The 16,832-nt window shown below is 71.3% G+C and carries 14 protein-coding genes; 11 read left to right on the top strand and 3 right to left on the bottom strand.

The features are described 5' to 3' along the window. Window positions 1-6: 6 nt before the first annotated feature. From ASG70_RS15790 to ASG70_RS15765, 6 genes are all read left to right on the top strand, one after another. On the top strand, window positions 7-774 hold the full coding sequence (locus ASG70_RS15790) for a hypothetical protein (RefSeq protein WP_156400048.1): 768 nt from the start codon (window positions 7-9) through the stop codon (window positions 772-774). 99 nt (window positions 775-873) lie between these two features. Further along, window positions 874-2,640, top strand: a complete 1,767-nt coding sequence (locus ASG70_RS15785; RefSeq protein ID WP_369818929.1) for a dynamin family protein — start codon at window positions 874-876, stop codon at window positions 2,638-2,640. Beyond that, window positions 2,637-4,325: a GTPase gene (locus tag ASG70_RS15780; protein ID WP_056884781.1), complete on the top strand. Its 1,689-nt coding sequence runs from the start codon at window positions 2,637-2,639 to the stop codon at window positions 4,323-4,325. Before ASG70_RS15785 ends, ASG70_RS15780 begins: the two co-directional genes overlap by 4 nt. 191 nt (window positions 4,326-4,516) lie before the next feature. Beyond that, window positions 4,517-5,062 (top strand): single-stranded DNA-binding protein, encoded by a 546-nt coding sequence (locus ASG70_RS15775; RefSeq protein WP_056884780.1) that lies wholly within the window; start codon window positions 4,517-4,519, stop codon window positions 5,060-5,062. A gap of 43 nt (window positions 5,063-5,105) precedes the next feature. After that, window positions 5,106-6,788, top strand: coding sequence for an energy-dependent translational throttle protein EttA (ettA, locus tag ASG70_RS15770; protein WP_056884779.1), 1,683 nt, complete (start codon window positions 5,106-5,108; stop codon window positions 6,786-6,788). A gap of 131 nt (window positions 6,789-6,919) precedes the next feature. Next, entirely contained in the window at window positions 6,920-7,843 is a 924-nt protein-coding gene (locus ASG70_RS15765) for an LLM class F420-dependent oxidoreductase (RefSeq protein WP_056884778.1), read from the top strand. A 94-nt stretch (window positions 7,844-7,937) separates the two neighbouring features. On the opposite strand, the gene ASG70_RS15760 is transcribed toward ASG70_RS15765, so the two are convergent. Next, window positions 7,938-8,597: a TetR/AcrR family transcriptional regulator gene (locus ASG70_RS15760; protein ID WP_056884855.1), complete on the bottom strand. Its 660-nt coding sequence runs from the start codon at window positions 8,595-8,597 to the stop codon at window positions 7,938-7,940. Between the two features lie 74 nt (window positions 8,598-8,671). Here ASG70_RS15760 and ASG70_RS15755 point away from each other — a divergent pair, with 74 nt between their 5' ends. Genes ASG70_RS15755 through ASG70_RS15740 form a run of 4 tightly spaced genes read left to right on the top strand, consistent with a single transcriptional unit; the run spans window position 8,672 to window position 12,426 of the window. Next, a complete protein-coding gene (locus tag ASG70_RS15755; RefSeq protein WP_056884777.1) occupies window positions 8,672-9,826 on the top strand; it encodes an acyl-CoA dehydrogenase family protein in 1,155 nt (384 codons plus the stop codon). 5 nt (window positions 9,827-9,831) lie between these two features. Beyond that, window positions 9,832-10,596, top strand: a complete 765-nt coding sequence (locus ASG70_RS15750) for an SDR family oxidoreductase (protein ID WP_056884776.1) — start codon at window positions 9,832-9,834, stop codon at window positions 10,594-10,596. Then, complete coding sequence (locus tag ASG70_RS15745; protein WP_056884775.1) at window positions 10,593-11,390, top strand: SDR family oxidoreductase; 798 nt, start codon at window positions 10,593-10,595, stop codon at window positions 11,388-11,390. Before ASG70_RS15750 ends, ASG70_RS15745 begins: the two co-directional genes overlap by 4 nt. Before the next feature lie 31 nt (window positions 11,391-11,421). After that, a complete protein-coding gene (locus ASG70_RS15740; RefSeq protein WP_056884774.1) occupies window positions 11,422-12,426 on the top strand; it encodes an NADPH:quinone oxidoreductase family protein in 1,005 nt (334 codons plus the stop codon). Between the two features lie 127 nt (window positions 12,427-12,553). Here the strand turns inward: ASG70_RS15740 and ASG70_RS15735 are convergent, their stop codons facing one another. Then, window positions 12,554-13,606, bottom strand: coding sequence for a hypothetical protein (locus tag ASG70_RS15735; RefSeq protein ID WP_056884773.1), 1,053 nt, complete (start codon window positions 13,604-13,606; stop codon window positions 12,554-12,556). A gap of 74 nt (window positions 13,607-13,680) precedes the next feature. Then, window positions 13,681-14,436, bottom strand: coding sequence for a 3-oxoacyl-ACP reductase FabG (fabG, locus tag ASG70_RS15730; protein ID WP_056884772.1), 756 nt, complete (start codon window positions 14,434-14,436; stop codon window positions 13,681-13,683). 222 nt (window positions 14,437-14,658) lie between these two features. Between fabG and glgX the strand changes: the two genes are divergently transcribed. Next, window positions 14,659-16,824 (top strand): glycogen debranching protein GlgX, encoded by a 2,166-nt coding sequence (gene glgX / locus ASG70_RS15725; protein ID WP_056884771.1) that lies wholly within the window; start codon window positions 14,659-14,661, stop codon window positions 16,822-16,824. The last annotated feature ends 8 nt before the right edge of the window (window positions 16,825-16,832 follow it).

The following is a 16,832-nucleotide window of genomic DNA, read 5'->3' as shown; positions in this document are numbered from 1 at the left end:
TGGACCGTGGCTTCACCAGTGCGCAGCCTGTCGGTGCCGAGGACGTGGTTCCTCACCGTGCGCGCCGTCGAGGTCGCGGTGCTCGTGCTCGTCGCGAGCACCCTGCAGGAGCTGTGGCTCACCTGGCGCGCAAGCGTGCAGTACTCCTCCCCGGACGGCGCCCCTGCGTCCCCGTCGTTCATGGACAGGGTCACCGGTATGGCGCTGTACGGCGGCTTTCGCGGCCCCATCGCGCTGGTCGCATGGTCGCTGCTGCTGGCCGGCTGCCTCGCGGTCCTGCACCGCGCCGGCCCCGTCACCAACGCCCGGGTGGTGCGCTGGGAGTGGCTCGTCCTCTGGGGGGTCCAGGCCCTCGTGGCGCTCGGCCTGGTGGCCCTGGGGGTGCTTGCGCTGTTCGGCGACGACCCGTTCAGCTCCGACGACCCCTCGGTCGTGTCCGGCTACCAGGGCCCGGGGCTGGTGGCACAGGTGCTCGGCAACCTTGCGTGGCCGTTGGCCTCGCTGGTCCTGCTGGCCCCGAGCGGCCTGTGGTGGCTGCGGCTGCCGGCGGAGTTCGAGGAGCCGGAAGGGGACAGGGCGACGGGGGAGAGGACCAGGAGGGCCGGTGCCGAGCCGGCCGGCGCCTGGACCGTCGAGCGAGCGCGCGACGACGACGCCATCGTGCTCGACGGCGTCGAGCACATCCCTGCCGTCGAGCGCCTCGAGCCGCGGCCCTCGGGGCGCGGCGACGGGTCCAGCGCGAGTGGTTACGAGGACTACTTCCGCCGTTCCTAGGTCGCAGGTCCACGCAGGACCTTGCGGACCTCGATCTTGCAGGTCCGGACCGGTCTGTCGCGGCCGGTGGCATGTGGTCGGGTTCGTTAGGCTTGCGCCGTGATTTCCAGTGACGACGCCATGTCGATGTTGGGCGCCGTGACGACCCTCCGCGAGGAGGTGGCCCGGGCCGAGCTGCCCCTCGACATCCCGGGAGTGACTGCCGGCAGGGGGACGCGCGAGGCGCTGCTCAAGCAGCTCGACGACTACGTCATCCCGCGTCTGCGCTCGCTGGACGCCCCGCTGCTCGCCGTCGTCGGCGGCTCCACGGGCGCCGGCAAGTCGACGCTGGTCAACTCCATCGTCGACGACGAGGTGAGCCGCTCCGGCGTCCTGCGCCCCACGACCACCACCCCGGTGCTGGTGCACCACCCCCAGGACGAGCGCTGGTTCCTCGACGACCGCATCCTCCCCGGGCTGCACCGGGTCACCGGCGCACTGTCGGGGTCCAAGGGGACTGCGTCGGGCACGGCGAGCGGCGCGGCGCCCAGCACATCGACTGGCACGGCGACGGAGGCCTCGATGCGGCTGGTCAGGTCCAGCTCGCTGCCCCCGGGCATGGCCCTGCTGGACGCCCCCGACATCGACTCGGTGGTCAGCGCCAACCGCGCCCTCGCAGCTCAGCTGCTCGCCGCTGCCGACCTCTGGCTCTTCGTCACCACGGCAGCCCGCTACGCCGACGCCGTGCCGTGGGACCTGCTGCGGCAGGCGTCCGAGCGCGGCACCGCGGTCGCGATCGTCCTCGACCGCGTGCCGCCCGAGGCGATGGCCGACATCCGCAGCCACCTCGCGGGCATGCTCCGCGAGCAGGGCCTGTCCACGGCGCCGATCTTCGGCATCCCCGAGGCCGCCCTCACCGCCCAGGGCCGGCTGCCCGAGACCGACGTGGCCCGCGTCCGCTCGTGGCTCACCGCCCTGGCCAGCGACGCCCGCGCCCGCTCGGTCATCGTCAGGCAGACCCTCGAGGGCGCGCTCGGCTCGCTCGACCAGCGCGCCGGCCTCCTCGCGACCGCGACGGCCGAGCAGCACGCGGCGGTGGCCGCGCTGCACGACGCGGCTGACGCCGCATACCGCGACGCCGTGCGGGCCGTGGAGCAGGGCGTGACCGACGGGACCCTGCTGCGCGGCGAGGTGCTGGCCCGGTGGCAGGAGTACGTCGGCACCGGCGAGTTCTTCAAGCAGGTCGAGTCGACGATCTCCAGGGTCCGTGACCGGGTCACCGCGGCCATCAAGGGCAACCCGCCGCCGTCCGGCGACCTCGGCGAGGCCCTGCAGTCGGGGGTCGCGGCTCTGATCCAGTCCCAGGGCGAGGGCGCCGCCGCCACCGTGGCCCGCCGGTGGCGACAGCTGCCCGGTGGTGACGCGCTGCTGCAGTCGCACTCCGCGGTCGCGAAGCCGTCGGCGGACTTCACCGCCGCGACCGAGCGCCTCGTCCGCGACTGGCAGGGCGAGCTGCTCGACCTCGTCCGCAGCGAGGGCAAGGACCGGCGCACGACGGCACGCATCGCGGCCTACGGGCTCAACGGGATCGGCGTGGTCCTGATGCTCATCGTGTTCGCCCACACCGGGGGCCTGCTCGCCGGCGCGGAGGTCGGCATCGCCGGCGGCACCGCGGTCCTGGCGCAGAAGGTGCTCGAGGCGATCTTCGGTGACCAGGCGGTGCGCGAGATGGCGGCCACCGCCCGCAAGCGGCTGCTCGAGCGGGTGCGCGACCTGTACGCCGCGGAGCAGCAGAGGTACGACGAGGCCCTCCGGGGCGTGGACATCCAGGCAGGCCGGGCCGAGCGCCTGGCTGATGCTGCAGCAGCGGTGAAGGCGGTTCGATGAGCCCGTTGGTGATGGGCAGGACCAAGGTCAAGGGGATCACGGTCGAGGAGCTCAGGGACCGCTCGACGGCCCTCACGTCGGCGCTCGAGTCCGGCGGGAAGCAGCTCGACCCCGCCCGGGTGCAGGACGCGTCGGCCGTCGTCGACAAGGTCGCCGAGCGCACCTCGAAGACGGGCAACCACACCGTCGTCGCGCTCGCCGGGGCCACGGGTTCGGGCAAGTCGAGCCTGTTCAACGCCCTGGTCGGCGATCAGGTGGCCGTCGTCGGTGCACGCCGCCCGACGACCGCCCACCCGGTCGCCGCGGTGTGGGGGGAGGAGGACGCCGGCGAGCTGCTCGACTGGCTCTCGGTGCGCCAGCGCCACCACGTGCCCCCGTCCGCAACCGGGTCGCTCGGCCTCCCGGGCGGCCAGGCGTGGAACCTCGACGGCCTCGTGCTGCTCGACCTGCCCGACTTCGACTCCCGCGTCGAGTCCCACCGCGTCGAGTCCGAGCGCGTCCTGGAGCTCGTCGACGTGTTCGTCTGGGTCACCGACCCGCAGAAGTACGCCGACGCCCGGCTGCACGACGACTTCCTCAAGGTGCTCTCCATGCACGGTGCGGTGACGGTCGTGGTGCTCAACCAGGCCGACCGGCTCACCCCCGACGCCCTCTCGCAGGTGCGGGGCGACCTCGCCCGCCTGGCCGAGGCCGACGGCATCGGTGGGGTCCAGGTCATCGCCACGTCCGCGACGACGCGAGCCGGGGTCGAGGAGCTCGGCATGCGCCTCGCCACCGCGGTCGCCGCCCAGAACGCCGCCACGGCCCGGCTCGCCGCCGACATCCGCGCCACCGCAGGACGGTTGCGCACCGACGTCGCCGACTCGGAGCCGTCGGTGGCCGAGCAGGTCGACGCCGAGCTGGTCGACGCGCTGTCGCGGGCAGCCGGCATCCCGACCGTCGTCGCCGCCGTCGAGCGCGACTACCGCAACCAGGCCTGGAGCCGGACGGGGTGGCCCTTCACCCGTTGGGTGCAGGGCCTGCGACCTGACCCCATGAAGCGGCTGCGCCTCAACACCCGGGACGCGGTGGAGGAGAAGCTCGCAGTCACGGCGGGCGACGTGCGCTCGGTACTCGGCCGGTCGTCCCTTCCGCCGCCGACCCCTGCCGCCCGGGCCTCTGTCGACCTCGCCACCCGGCGGGTCGGCGACCGCGCCGGGCAGGGTCTGCCGGCACGATGGGCCGAAGCGGTCTCCGACGCGGCGACGCCCCCGGGTCCGGAGCTCGCCGACGCGCTGGACCAGGCCGTCGTGGGCACCTCGCTGCGCGCTCGGGCCCCCATGTGGTGGCGGGCGTTCGGGCTCGCCCAGCTGGTCCTCGCCCTCATTGCTGTGCTGGGCCTCGGCTGGCTCGTCGTGCTGGTCGTGCTCGGCTGGCTGGCGCTGCCCGACGTCGACACGCCTTCCCTGGGGCCGGTGCCGTGGCCGCTGCTCATGTTCGCCGGGGGAGTGGTGCTCGGCGTGGCGCTGGCCGCCCTCGCCCGCTACCTCGCCGTCATCGGAGCACGCCGCCGGGGCCAGCAGATCCGCGCCCGCCTGCTGGAGGCGGTGTCCGGCGTCGCCGCCGAGCGCATCGTCGCCCCGGTGCGCGCTGTCCTCGCGCGGCACCGGGCCGCGCGGGAGGGGCTGGAGCGCGCAGCCGCCTGACGACTCATGCGTGACGTCTGACACCGGACTGGCTGGGTCTGAGGTCGTCCGGGCGGTTCGTCCACAGGTCGGGCCGGTCGGACGGGACGTCCACAGGGCTTCCTGGCTGTCCTTCTCCCCTCGGGCCGCTGCGGCGACGCTTGCCTGCGACCCCGGCAGTCGGGGACGGACACAGACGAGGTGAGCGAGAGATGAACGAGATCTACACGACGGTCATGGGCCGGTTGGTGGCCAACCCGGAGTCGCGGACCACGCGCGGCGGGGTGCCCTTCACGGCGTTCCGGCTGGCGTCGACGGTGCGCCGGCCCAACCCGCAGACGCGGGAGTACGAGGACGGGCCGACGAACTTCTTCAACGTCACCGCCTTCAGGACCCTCGGGGCCAACGTCGGCAACTCCCTGGGCAAGGGCGACCCGGTCATCGTCTACGGCCGCATGCGCGTCAACCAGTGGATGCGCAGCGACAACATCCCCGCGACGTCGGTGGAGATCGACGCCTACAGCGTCGGTCACGACCTGACCTGGGGGACCACCTCGCTGGTCAAGGTGTCGCGAGCCCAGGTGGACCAGTCCGACAGGCTCTCCGACGACGCGGTCCAGTCGGTGCACGCCGAGCTCGAGGGATACAGCCCGGGGGACCCGGAGACCGACGAGTACGAGGTCGTGCCCCAGCCCTCGGGGCTGGTCACCCAGGAGGACGACGAGCGCGAGCTCGCGACGGTGTCGGCTCCCGCCTGACACGGATTCGGGCGTGGGGGCGGCGGCCGTTAGCCTTGCCCCCATGCCCGAGTTCATCTACGTCATGTCGAAGGCCCGCAAGGCCCACGGCGACAAGGTCATCCTCGATGACGTCACCATCTCCTTCTACCCCGGTGCCAAGATCGGCGTGGTGGGACCCAACGGAGCCGGCAAGTCCTCGGTCCTGAAGATCATGGCCGGGCTCGACCAGCCCTCCAACGGCGACGCTCGACTGACCCCGGGATACTCCGTCGGCATCCTCATGCAGGAGCCCGAGCTCAACGAGGACAAGACCGTCCTCGGCAACGTCGAGGAGGGCGCCGGCGAGATCAAGGCGAAGCTCGAGCGCTACAACGCCATCTCCGCGGAGATGGCCGAGCCGGACGCCGACTTCGATGCGCTGATGGAGGAGATGGGCAAGCTCCAGGAGGCCATCGACGCCGCCGACGCCTGGGACCTCGACTCCCAGCTCGAGCAGGCGATGGACGCCCTGCGGTGCCCGCCGCCGGACGCCGACGTCACCGTCCTCTCCGGTGGCGAGCGCCGCCGTGTCGCACTGTGCAAGCTGCTCCTGCAGAAGCCCGACCTCCTGCTGCTCGACGAGCCCACGAACCACCTCGACGCCGAGTCGGTCCTGTGGCTCGAGCAGCACCTCGCGGCCTACCACGGCGCCGTCGTCGCGGTGACCCACGACCGCTACTTCATGGACAACGTCGCCCAGTGGATCCTCGAGCTCGACCGCGGCCGCGCCTACCCCTACGAGGGCAACTACTCGACCTACCTCGAGAAGAAGCGGGCACGCCTGGAGGTCCAGGGCAAGAAGGACGCCAAGCTGGCCAAGCGCCTCGCGACCGAGCTCGAGTGGGTCCGCTCCAACGCCAAGGCCCGCCAGGTGAAGTCCAAGGCCCGTCTGGCCCGCTACGAGGAGATGGCCGCCGAGGCCGACCGCACCCGCAAGCTCGACTTCGACGAGATCCAGATCCCGCCGGGTCCGCGCCTCGGCTCGACGGTCATCGAGGTCAACAACCTCAGGAAGGGCTTCGGCGACCGGGTCCTCATCGACGGCCTGTCCTTCACCTTGCCGCGCAACGGCATCGTCGGCGTCATCGGCCCCAACGGCGTGGGCAAGACCACGCTGTTCAAGACCATCGTGGGGCTCGAGGAGCCCGACAGCGGTTCGGTCAAGGTCGGCGAGACGGTCAAGATGTCCTACGTCGACCAGAGCCGCGCGGGCCTCGACCCGAAGAAGAACCTCTGGGAGACCGTGTCCGACGGCCTCGACCACATCCAGGTCGGCCAGGTCGAGATCCCGTCGCGCGCCTACGTGTCGCAGTTCGGGTTCAAGGGCCCGGACCAGCAGAAGATGACCGGCGTGCTCTCCGGTGGCGAGCGCAACCGCCTCAACCTCGCGCTCACCCTCAAGCAGGGCGGCAACCTGCTGCTGCTCGACGAGCCGACCAACGACCTCGACGTCGAGACCCTCGGCTCCCTCGAGAACGCCCTGCTCGACTTCCCGGGCTGCGCCGTGGTCATCAGCCACGACCGGTGGTTCCTCGACCGGGTGGCGACGCACATCCTCGCCTATGAGGGCACCGAGGAGAACCCGAGCGCCTGGTACTGGTTCGAGGGCAACTTCGAGTCCTACGAGGCCAACAAGATCGAGCGCCTCGGCGCCGACGCGGCCCGGCCGCACCGGGTGACCTACCGCAAGCTCACCCGCGACTGACCGCGGCCTTCCGAGGCCACACGACGCGGACGACGCGCGACGACCGAACAGGTCGTCGCGCGTCGTGCTGTCTGCACCGACGTCGGCGTTCTGCGTTGTGGTCCGGGCACGCCTGTGCGCAGGATGAGGTCATGCGCCTCGGACTGCAGGTCTCCTACTTCTCCTGGCCGGGGGCCCCCGCCTCCATCGGCCCCACCTTCGGCCGGATCGTCCGCGACGCTGAAGGCGCCGGCCTGTCCAGCCTCTGGGTGATGGACCACTTCTTCCAGATCTCGATGATCGGCCCGCCGGACCTCGACATGCTCGAGGGCTACACGGCCCTGGCCTTCGCGGCCGGCCAGACCACCCGTATCGAGCTCGGCACGCTCGTGACGGGCGTGACCTACCGCCACCCCGGGCTGCTGGCCAAGACGGTCACGACCCTCGACGTGCTCTCCGGCGGACGGGCGTGGCTCGGGATCGGCGCCGCGTGGAACGAGGAGGAGCACCGCGGCCTCGGCGTGCCCTACCCGTCCACCGGTGAACGGTTCGAACGGCTGGAGGAGACGCTGCAGATCTGCCTGCAGATGTGGGCCGGCGACGACCGGGCGTACGAGGGGAAGCACCACCTGCTCGAGCGTCCCCTCAACGTGCCGCAGAGCCTGCGACGCCCGCACCCGCCGATCCTCATCGGCGGCGGAGGCGAGAAGAAGACCCTGCGGCTCGTGGCGCAGTACGCCGACGCCTGCAACCTGTTCGACAACGGGCTCGGGCCGGCGGGGATCCCGCGCAAGCTGGACGTGCTGCGCCGGCACTGCGAGGACGTGGGCCGCGACTACGCCGACATCGAGAAGACGGTGCTGGCCCGCGTCACGCTGGGGCCCAAGGGCGGCACCAGCCCCTCGGGTGAGCCCTTCGCGTCGGTCGACGAGACCGTGGAACGGTTCGGCCGGTTGTCGGAGGCCGGCGTCGACACCGTCCTCATGGGCATGTCCAACGACACCGACGAGGCGGTCTACCCGCAGGTGGCCGAGCTCGTCCGCCAGGTCGAGCCGCTGCAGGCGCCGGGCCGCTGACGCCAGGCGCTGCGACCGGTGCTCACGCCGTTGGCGAGGCAGCCGTGGGTCATCGGCGGTGGCTCACCCGAGCCGTGGCTCAGCGGGTGGTGGTTCAGCGGGCGGTGACGAGGCGGATGCCGAGGTCGGCGTACGCGTCGCCGATCGCCGCGGGGGTGCGCTTGATCTCCGGGTCGTACCAGCGCGCCACGTCGACGGCCATCGACATCAGCGCCAGGGTGGTGTCGGGGACGTCGTCGACGCTGAACTCGCCGCTGGCCACCCCGGCGGTCACGACGTCGCGCACCACGGCGTCGATCTGCTTGCGCAGGGCGAGGACGGCGTCGCGGTGCTCGGGGGTCAGGTTGCCGAACTCGTACTGCACGATGCGAGCCACGCGGAAGTGCTCGGCGTGCCAGCGGGAGAAGGTGCCCATGATCGCGCGCAGCGCCTCGGTGGGGGAGCCGGCGCCGGCGGCCGCGGCGACGAGCATGTCGCGTGCGGCCTCGTGGCCCTCGCGGCTCAGCTGGTAGAGCAGCTCCTCCTTGGAGGAGAAGTGGACGTAGACGCCTGCCGGTGACAGCCCGGCGCGGGAGGCGATGTCGCGGGTGGTCGTGGCGTGGAACCCGCGGTCGGCGAACGCCTCGGCGGCGGCCTCGAGCAGCCGGTGGGCAGTGGCCGAGGTCGTGTCCGAGGTGGTGTCCGAGGTCGGTCCCGAAGTCGTGTCGGAGGTGGGGTCGGCCCGGTCCTCGGGGGCGCGCGCGGGGGTCGACATGGTTGACAGCATGCCGCAGCCATCGCAGACTAAGCAAGCGCTTAGTCACCAGCGTTTCACCGTCAAGGAGAGCCATGCCCCGCAACCTCTACGGCCCCGACCACGAGGCCTTCCGCAGCTCGGTCCGCGAGTTCATCGATCGCAACCTCAAGCCCCGCGCCGAGCAGATGCTCGAGGTGAAGTCGATCGACCGCGACATCTGGAAGGAAGCGGGCAAGCAGGGGCTCTTCGGCCTCGACATCCCCGAGGAGTTCGGCGGCATGGGTGCCGACGACTACCGGTTCAACGCGGTGGCTGCCGAGGAGATCGCCGGCTTCAACTTCGCAGTCTCGTCCTGCTTCGGGATCCACTCCGACGTCTGCCCGCCCTACATCGTCGACCTCGGCACGCAGGAGCAGAAGGAGCGCTGGCTGCCCGGCATGGCCAACGGCGACCTCATCTGCGCCATCGCGATGACCGAGCCCTCCGGCGGGTCCGACCTCGCAGCCCTGAAGACCACCGCTGTCCGGGCCGACGACGGCTCCGGCGACTGGATCCTCAATGGTTCCAAGACGTTCATCACCAACGGCTACCAGGCCGACCTCGTGATCGTCGCCGCCCGCACCGACCCGTCCAAGGGCGCCAAGGGCATCAGCCTGCTCATGGTCGAGGCGGGCATGGAGGGCTTCAGCCGCGGCCGCAAGCTCGACAAGGTGGGACAGGAGGAGGCCGACACCTCCGAGCTCTTCTTCGAGAACGTCCGGGTCCCCGACGCCAACCGCCTCGGCGAGGAGGGCCTCGGCTTCATCTCGATGATGCAGCGCCTGCCGCAGGAGCGCATCGGCGCAGCCGTCGCCAACACCGCGCACGCGTTCCAGATCTTCCGCGAGACGGTGGAGTACACCAAGGAGCGCAAGGCGTTCGGCCAGCCCGTGGGCTCGTTCCAGCACAACAAGTTCAAGATGGCTGAGCTGCAGACCAAGCTCGAGGTCACCCAGGCCTACGTCGACGACTGCATCGCCGCCCACGCCGACGGCAACCTCACCGCGGTCGACGCGGCGAAGGCCAAGTGGTGGTCGGCGCAGGTGCAGAACGACGTCCTCGACGAGTGTGTCCAGCTCTACGGCGGCTACGGCTTCATGAACGAGTACCGCGTGGCCCGCGCCTGGCGCGACGCCCGCGTCTCCAAGATCTGGGCCGGGTCCAACGAGATCATGAAGGAGCTCATCGGCCGCGACCTCGGCCTCTGACACCCATGAGCCACCTGACGCACGACAACGCCGTCGCCGTCGTCACGGGCGCCTCTCGCGGGATCGGCCTCGGCATCGCCGAGAAGCTGGTCGCCGAGGGCGCCCGTGTCGTCATCACCGCCCGCAAGCCCGAGGCCCTCGCCGCCGCAGTCGACCACCTCGGCGGCCCGTCCAAGGCCCTCGGCATCGCGGGCAACGCCGCCGACGAGGCCCACCAGGACGAGGTCGTCGCCGCCGCCCGGGAGACCTTCGGTGGCTTCGACCTCCTGGTCAACAACACCGGCATCAACCCCGTCTACGGACCGATGCTCGACACCGAGCTCGACGTCGCCCGCAAGATCATGGAGGTCAACGTCCTCTCGGCGTTCTCGTGGACGCGCAAGGCCGTCGCCGCCGGACTCGGCAGCGAGGCGCACCCCGGGTCCGTGGTCAACATCGCCTCCATCGCCGGCCTCGGCGCCACGGGTGCGATCGGCTGGTACGCCGTGAGCAAGGCCGCGCTGATCCACCTCACCGTCGAGCTGGCCTACCAGCTCGGGCCCGCCGTGCGCGTCAACGCCGTGGCCCCCGCCGTGGTCAAGACGAAGTTCGCCGAGGCGCTGTACGAGGGGCGCGAGGAGAAGGTGGCCGCCGCCTACCCGATGAAGCGGCTCGGCGTCCCCGAGGACATCGCCGGGGCTGTGTCGTTCCTGCTCTCCAAGGAGGCCGGCTGGGTGACGGGGCAGACGCTCGTCGTCGACGGCGGCGTCACGCTCGGCGGCCAGCTGTGACCCTCGACCTCACCGGCCAGGGCGTGGTCGTGACCGGCGCCGGGCGTGGCATCGGTGCGGCCTACGCCAAGGCGTTCGTCACTGCCGGGGCCCGGGTGGTCGTCAACGACCTGGACGCCGAGGCTGCGTCGTCGGTGGCAAAGGCGTTGGGGGACAACGCAGTTGCCGTGCCCGGTGACGCCTCCAGCGAGGACGGCGTGGGCGCGCTGGTGGCCGCGGCGCGGGAGCAGCTCGGCCAGGTCGACGTGTACTGCGCGAACGCCGGCGTTGCCCGGGGCGGCACCGAGGCGGTCGCCGAGAAGGCGTGGGACGCCTCGTGGAACGTCAACGTCATGGCGCACGTCCGGGCTGCCAAGCTGCTCGTGCCCGAGTGGCTGGAGCGGGGGAGTGGCACCTTCGTCGCGACGGTCTCGGCCGCCGGGCTGCTCTCGATCCCCGGCGCGGCGCCGTACGCCGTCACCAAGCACGCGGCGCTGGCGTTCTCGGAGTGGCTGTCGATGACCTACGGCGACAAGGGAGTTCGCGTGCACGCTGTCTGCCCGCAGGGCGTGCGCACCGACATGTTGTGGAGCTCGGGCGCGGCGGGCCGCGCCCTGATGGAGCCGGACGCGGTCGACCCCGAGGACGTCGCCCGCGACCTGTTCGCGGCCATGGAGGCCGGGCAGTTCCTGGTCCTCCCGCACCCCGAGGTCGCCGAGATGTACGCACGTCGGGCGTCCGACCCGGACCGCTGGCTGGCCGGGATGCGGCGCATGGCGGGAGCCCTGCCGGCGGTCACCATGGGCACCGACTGAGGTCCTCAGCCCTGAGCAGCAGGAGGCATTCGTGCAGGCATGGCAGGTCACGTCCCTCGGCGAGCCGTCCGAGGTGTTCGCCCTCGAGGACGTCGCAGCGCCACAGGTGCCGGGTGGGCACGTCCGGGTCCGCGTGCTGGCCACGGCGCTGAACTTCCCCGACGTGCTGATGGCGCGTGGCCACTACCAGGTGCGTCCGGACCTGCCGTTCACGCCCGGGGTGGAGGTCTGTGGCGAGGTGCTGGAGGTCGGGCCGCCCGTCGGTGGGGTCACGACCGACCCCGCGCTCGAGGTCGGTGACCGCGTCGTCGGGACGACCGCCCTGCCGCACGGGGGCCTCGCCGAGCAGTGCCTCATGCCCCTCGCGGGGACGTTCCCGGCCCCCGACGCCCTCGACGACTCCGAGGCGAGCACCCTGACGATCGCCTACCAGACGGCGTACGTCGGGCTGGTGCACCGGGCGGCGCTGCAGCGCGGGGAGACCGTGGTCGTCCACGCGGCGGCGGGCGGTGTCGGCACGGCAGCGGTCCAGGTCGCCAAGGCGCTCGGTGCGCGGGTCGTGGCAGTGGTCGGCGGCGAGGCGAAGGCCGAGGTCGCGAGGCAGGCCGGTGCGGACGTCGTCGTCGACCGCAGCGCCGGCGACCTCGTCGCCGGACTCAAGGAGGCAGTGGGGCGCTCGGGTGCCGACGTGGTGTTCGACCCCGTGGGCGGCGCGTCCTACGAAGCCTCCACCAAGGTCGTCGCGTTCGAGGGTCGCATCGTCGTCGTGGGGTTCACCAGCGGCATCATCCCGGCGCCTGCCCTCGGCCACGCGCTGGTCAAGAACTACTCGATCCTCGGGCTGCACTGGGGCCTCTACCTCCAGCGCGACCCGGCCGTCGCCCGACAGGCCCACGAGGCGCTCTCGGCGTGGGCGGGCGAAGGCCGGGTGAGACCGGTGGTGTCCGAACGGGTCCCGTTCACCGAGGTCCCGGCGGCACTCACGCGCCTCGGTGCCGGTGAGACGACCGGTCGCCTCGTCGTCGACGCCCCCTGAGGCCCGACAGCAGCCGAGGCGACTCACGCCGTAAAGTGCCCGAATGGCCCCTCCTCCCACCAGGTGAGGGCCATTCAGGCAGTTTCCGGCAGCTTTCGCCGCGCCGAAAGCTGCCGAAAGCGCCGGGTCAGGCGACGAGCTGCTGCAGACGGGCGAGCTCCGGCGCCGGGAACAGGGCGCGGGGCAGGAACAGCGAGGGCCGACTGCGCCCGAAGTCCAGGCGCACCACGCGACGCCCCAGGACGCAGCGGCGCACCGAGGCAAAGGGCCAGGTGTCCTCGAAGTCGTCGTCGGTGCGAAGGCGCAGGCCGGACTCCGTGATGTCGGCGCGCACGAGCCGTCCCGGCCGGTACATGCGGCCGACGAGCCGTACCGTGGCGACCGTGCGCAGGGCCACCAGGCCCAGGCACAGGACCCCGATGGTGCCGGAGGCGGCATCGGCGTCCGTGACCGCGAACCCGAGCAGCAGGACTGCCAGGCCCAGGAAGTAGTAGGTGGAGGGCTGTCGCCACAACCGGCCGACGACCGCTCGCTGGACGTCTCGCCTCGTGGCGGCAGTGACGGCCAGCTCGAGGGGCAGGTCGTCACCGGGCGTGGTCCCGGATCGAGCGGCGCCGGGGGTGGGTGGTGACAGCAGGAACGCCAGGTCCTCGTCGGTGAGCAGGGCGCTGGGGACGAACCCTCGGTGGCGGGTCCGCCCCAGCCGCAGGAAGGTGACTGTGCCGCGCCTCTGGTAGGACTCCACGGAGCCGCCGTGGAAGTCCGTGCGCCCGCGGCCGGACTCGAGGGCCAGGACGCCGGGCGCCGTGTACCAGCTCCGCGCGGTGCTGCCGGGAGGGAGGATGCGACGGGTCTCCCGGCCCAGTCGCCACACGATGAACCCGACCTCGATGAGGTAGAGCGCCAAGGCGGCTGCCGCGAAGAACCACCAGGAGAACGACTCCGCCGAGGCGACGACGAGGTAGCCGAGCGCGATGGCGACGCCGCCCAGGACCAGGCCTCGGATGCTGAGGACCGTGCCCCTGGCGGCCGCGCTGATGCACTCGCGCGTCAGTGCCTTGGTGGACCCGAGCTCGATGGGCGGCCGGCCTGAAGGTGTCGCCTCCGCTGCGGGCGTTGCTCCCGCTGGAGGCATGACCGCCTGACCCTCGGCCCAACCGGGCTGCTGCTCGTCCCCCACGGCCACGGAGTGTAGGGCGCGGTGGTGGGTGGCCGGACGCAGTTCGGAGAACCTGTCCAGCGCCCGCCGACCAGTCAGTCGAGGGGGCCGCCCGCGACGTAGATGACCTGCCCGGACACGAAGCCCGCTTCCTCGGAGGTGAGGAACGCGATCGTCGCCGCGATGTCCTCGGGCTGGCCGACGCGCTGCACCGGGATCTGCGAGGCGGAGTGGGCGATGAAGTCCTCGAACGAGACCCCCATCCGCTCGGCCGTCGCCTTGGTCATGTCGGTCTGGATGAAGCCGGGGGCGACGGCGTTGGCCGTGACGTTGAAGCGGCCGAGCTCGATGGCGAGGGTCTTGGTGAACCCCTGCAGACCCGCCTTGGCGGCCGAGTAGTTGGCCTGGCCCCGGTTGCCCTGCGCCGAGCTGGAGGACAGGTTGACGATGCGGCCGTACTTCTCCGCCGTCATGTGCGCCTGCACCGCGCGGGTCATGAGGAACGACCCCTTGAGGTGCACCGACATCACGGTGTCCCAGTCGTCCTCGGTCATCTTGAAGATCAGGTTGTCGCGGATGACGCCCGCGTTGTTGACCAGGATGGTCGGCGCGCCCAGCTCGTCGGCGACCCGCTTGACGGAAGCCTCCACCTGGTCGGCCTTGGAGACGTCCACGCCGACGGCGAGCGCGCGGCCACCCTCGGCGGTGATCGCCTCGACGGTGCCGGCACACGACGCCTCGTCGAGGTCGAGGACGGCCACGGCGTGCCCCTCGGCGGCCAGCCGCCTGGCGGTGGCGGCGCCGATGCCGCGGGCTGCTCCGGTGACGATCGCGACGCGCTGGGTACTCATCGGTCCTCCAAGGGGTGGGACGGCGGTGGGGCTGGCTGGGACGGTCGGTCCGTGTGGTGTGCACTGTACTAAGCGCCCGCTCACCTCCGCGTCGCGCGGGTGCCGTGCGCTGGTCGGCGCGGACGCCGTACCTCCGGCACAATGGGGACCTCCCCGAGGTCACCGGCGCCCTCGACCAGCACGGACGTGGCCCTGGCCGCGACATCGACACGAAGGCGACACATGCAGATCTGGCCCGGCAAGGCTTACCCGCTCGGCGCCACCTACGACGGGACCGGCGTCAACTTCGCGCTCTTCTCCGAGGTGGCCGAGAACGTCGAGCTGTGCCTCATCGACGACGAGGGCGTCGAGACCCGCGTGCCGCTGCCCGAGGTCGACGGCTTCGTGTGGCACGGCTACCTGCCGGGCGTGCAGCCCGGTCAGCGCTACGGCTACCGCGTCCACGGGCCCTACGACCCGGCCGCGGGTCACCGGTGCAACCCCGCCAAGCTGCTGCTCGACCCGTACGCCAAGGCCATCGACGGCCAGCCCGACGGCGACGAGTCCCTGTTCTCCTACCGGTTCGACGACCCGAGCGACGAGCCTGAGAAGGCCAACACCGACGACAGCCTCGGCCACACGATGCTGTCCGTCGTCATCAACCCGTTCTTCGACTGGGGCCAGGACCGCCTGCCGCGCCACGAGTACCACAACAGCGTCATCTACGAAGCCCACGTCAAGGGCCTCACCGAGACCCACCCCGACATCCCGGAGGAGATCCGCGGCACGTATGCCGGCATCGCCCACCCGGTGATCATCGAGCACCTCAAGAACCTCGGCATCACGGCCATCGAGCTCATGCCGGTGCACCAGTTCGTCAACGACTTCACCCTGCGCGACAAGGGCCTTTCCAACTACTGGGGCTACAACACCATCGGCTTCCTCGCGCCGCACAACGGGTATGCCGCGTTCGGCACCCGCGGCGAGCAGGTCGCCGAGTTCAAGGGCATGGTCAAGGCGCTGCACGAGGCGGACATCGAGGTCATCCTCGACGTGGTCTACAACCACACCGCCGAGGGCAACCAGCTCGGCCCGACGATCTGCTTCCGGGGCATCGACAACGCCGCCTACTACCGCCTCGTCGACGAGGACAAGGCGCACTACTACGACACCACCGGCACCGGCAACAGCCTGCTCATGCGTCACCCGCACGTCCTGCAGCTCATCATGGACTCGCTTCGCTACTGGGTCACCGAGATGCACGTCGACGGCTTCCGGTTCGACCTCGCGGCGACACTGGCCCGCCAGTTCCACGAGGTCGACAAGCTGTCGGCGTTCTTCGACCTCGTGCAGCAGGACCCGGTGGTCAGCCAGGTCAAGCTCATCGCCGAGCCCTGGGACGTCGGCGACGGCGGCTATCAGGTCGGCAACTTCCCGCCGCTGTGGACCGAGTGGAACGGCAAGTACCGCGACACCGTGCGCGACTTCTGGCGGGGCGAGAGCGCGACCCTGGGGGAGTTCGCGTCGCGGCTGACGGGTTCCAGCGACCTCTACGAGCACAGCGGCCGCAAGCCCATCGCCTCCATCAACTTCGTCACCGCCCACGACGGCTTCACGCTGCGGGACCTGGTGTCCTACAACGAGAAGCACAACGACGCCAACGGCGAGGACGGCAACGACGGCGAGAGCCACAACCGCTCGTGGAACTGCGGTGTCGAGGGCCCGACCGACGACGCCCAGGTGAACGACCTGCGGCTGCGCCAGCAGCGCAACATGCTGACCACCCTGATGCTGTCGCAGGGCGTGCCGATGCTGCTGCACGGCGACGAGCTGAGCCGCAGCCAGGGCGGCAACAACAACGGCTACTGCCAGGACAACGAGATCTCGTGGATCGACTGGCAGCTCGACCAGGACGAGCTCGACCTCATCGCCTTCACCCAGAACCTCGTCGAGCTGCGCCGGGAGCACCCCGTGTTCCGTCGTCGCCGCTTCTTCGCCGGCTCGGCCGACCACGGTGGCGAGAGCGCCATCGGCGACATCGCCTGGTTCGAGCCCGGGGGCAACCACATGGACGAGGAGTCCTGGGCCAACGGCTTCGCGCGCTCGATGATGGTCTTCCTCAACGGGCAGACCATCCCCGAGCCGGACAGCCGCGGGCAGCAGACCCTCGACGACCACTTCCTCGTGATCTTCAACGGGCACAGCGACGAGATCGACTTCGTCCTGCCGCACGGCGACTACGGCGACCGCTGGGTGACCGTCCTCGACACCACCGCCCAGGAGGTGGAGGCCACCGAGTACAAGCCCGGCGACACGGTCACCGCCCAGGGGCGCAGCACGGTGGTGCTGCGCTGCCCGCGTCCGCTCACCTCGGGTTCGCCTGCCGGGGCGGCCGTCGCCCGCCGATGACCGCGCAG

The sequence above is a fragment of the Phycicoccus sp. Soil748 genome (assembly GCF_001428025.1).
Lineage (GTDB): Bacteria > Actinomycetota > Actinomycetes > Actinomycetales > Dermatophilaceae > Pedococcus.
The sequence above is the reverse complement of the archived record's forward strand: the minus strand, read 5'-3'. Positions and strand labels throughout refer to the sequence as shown.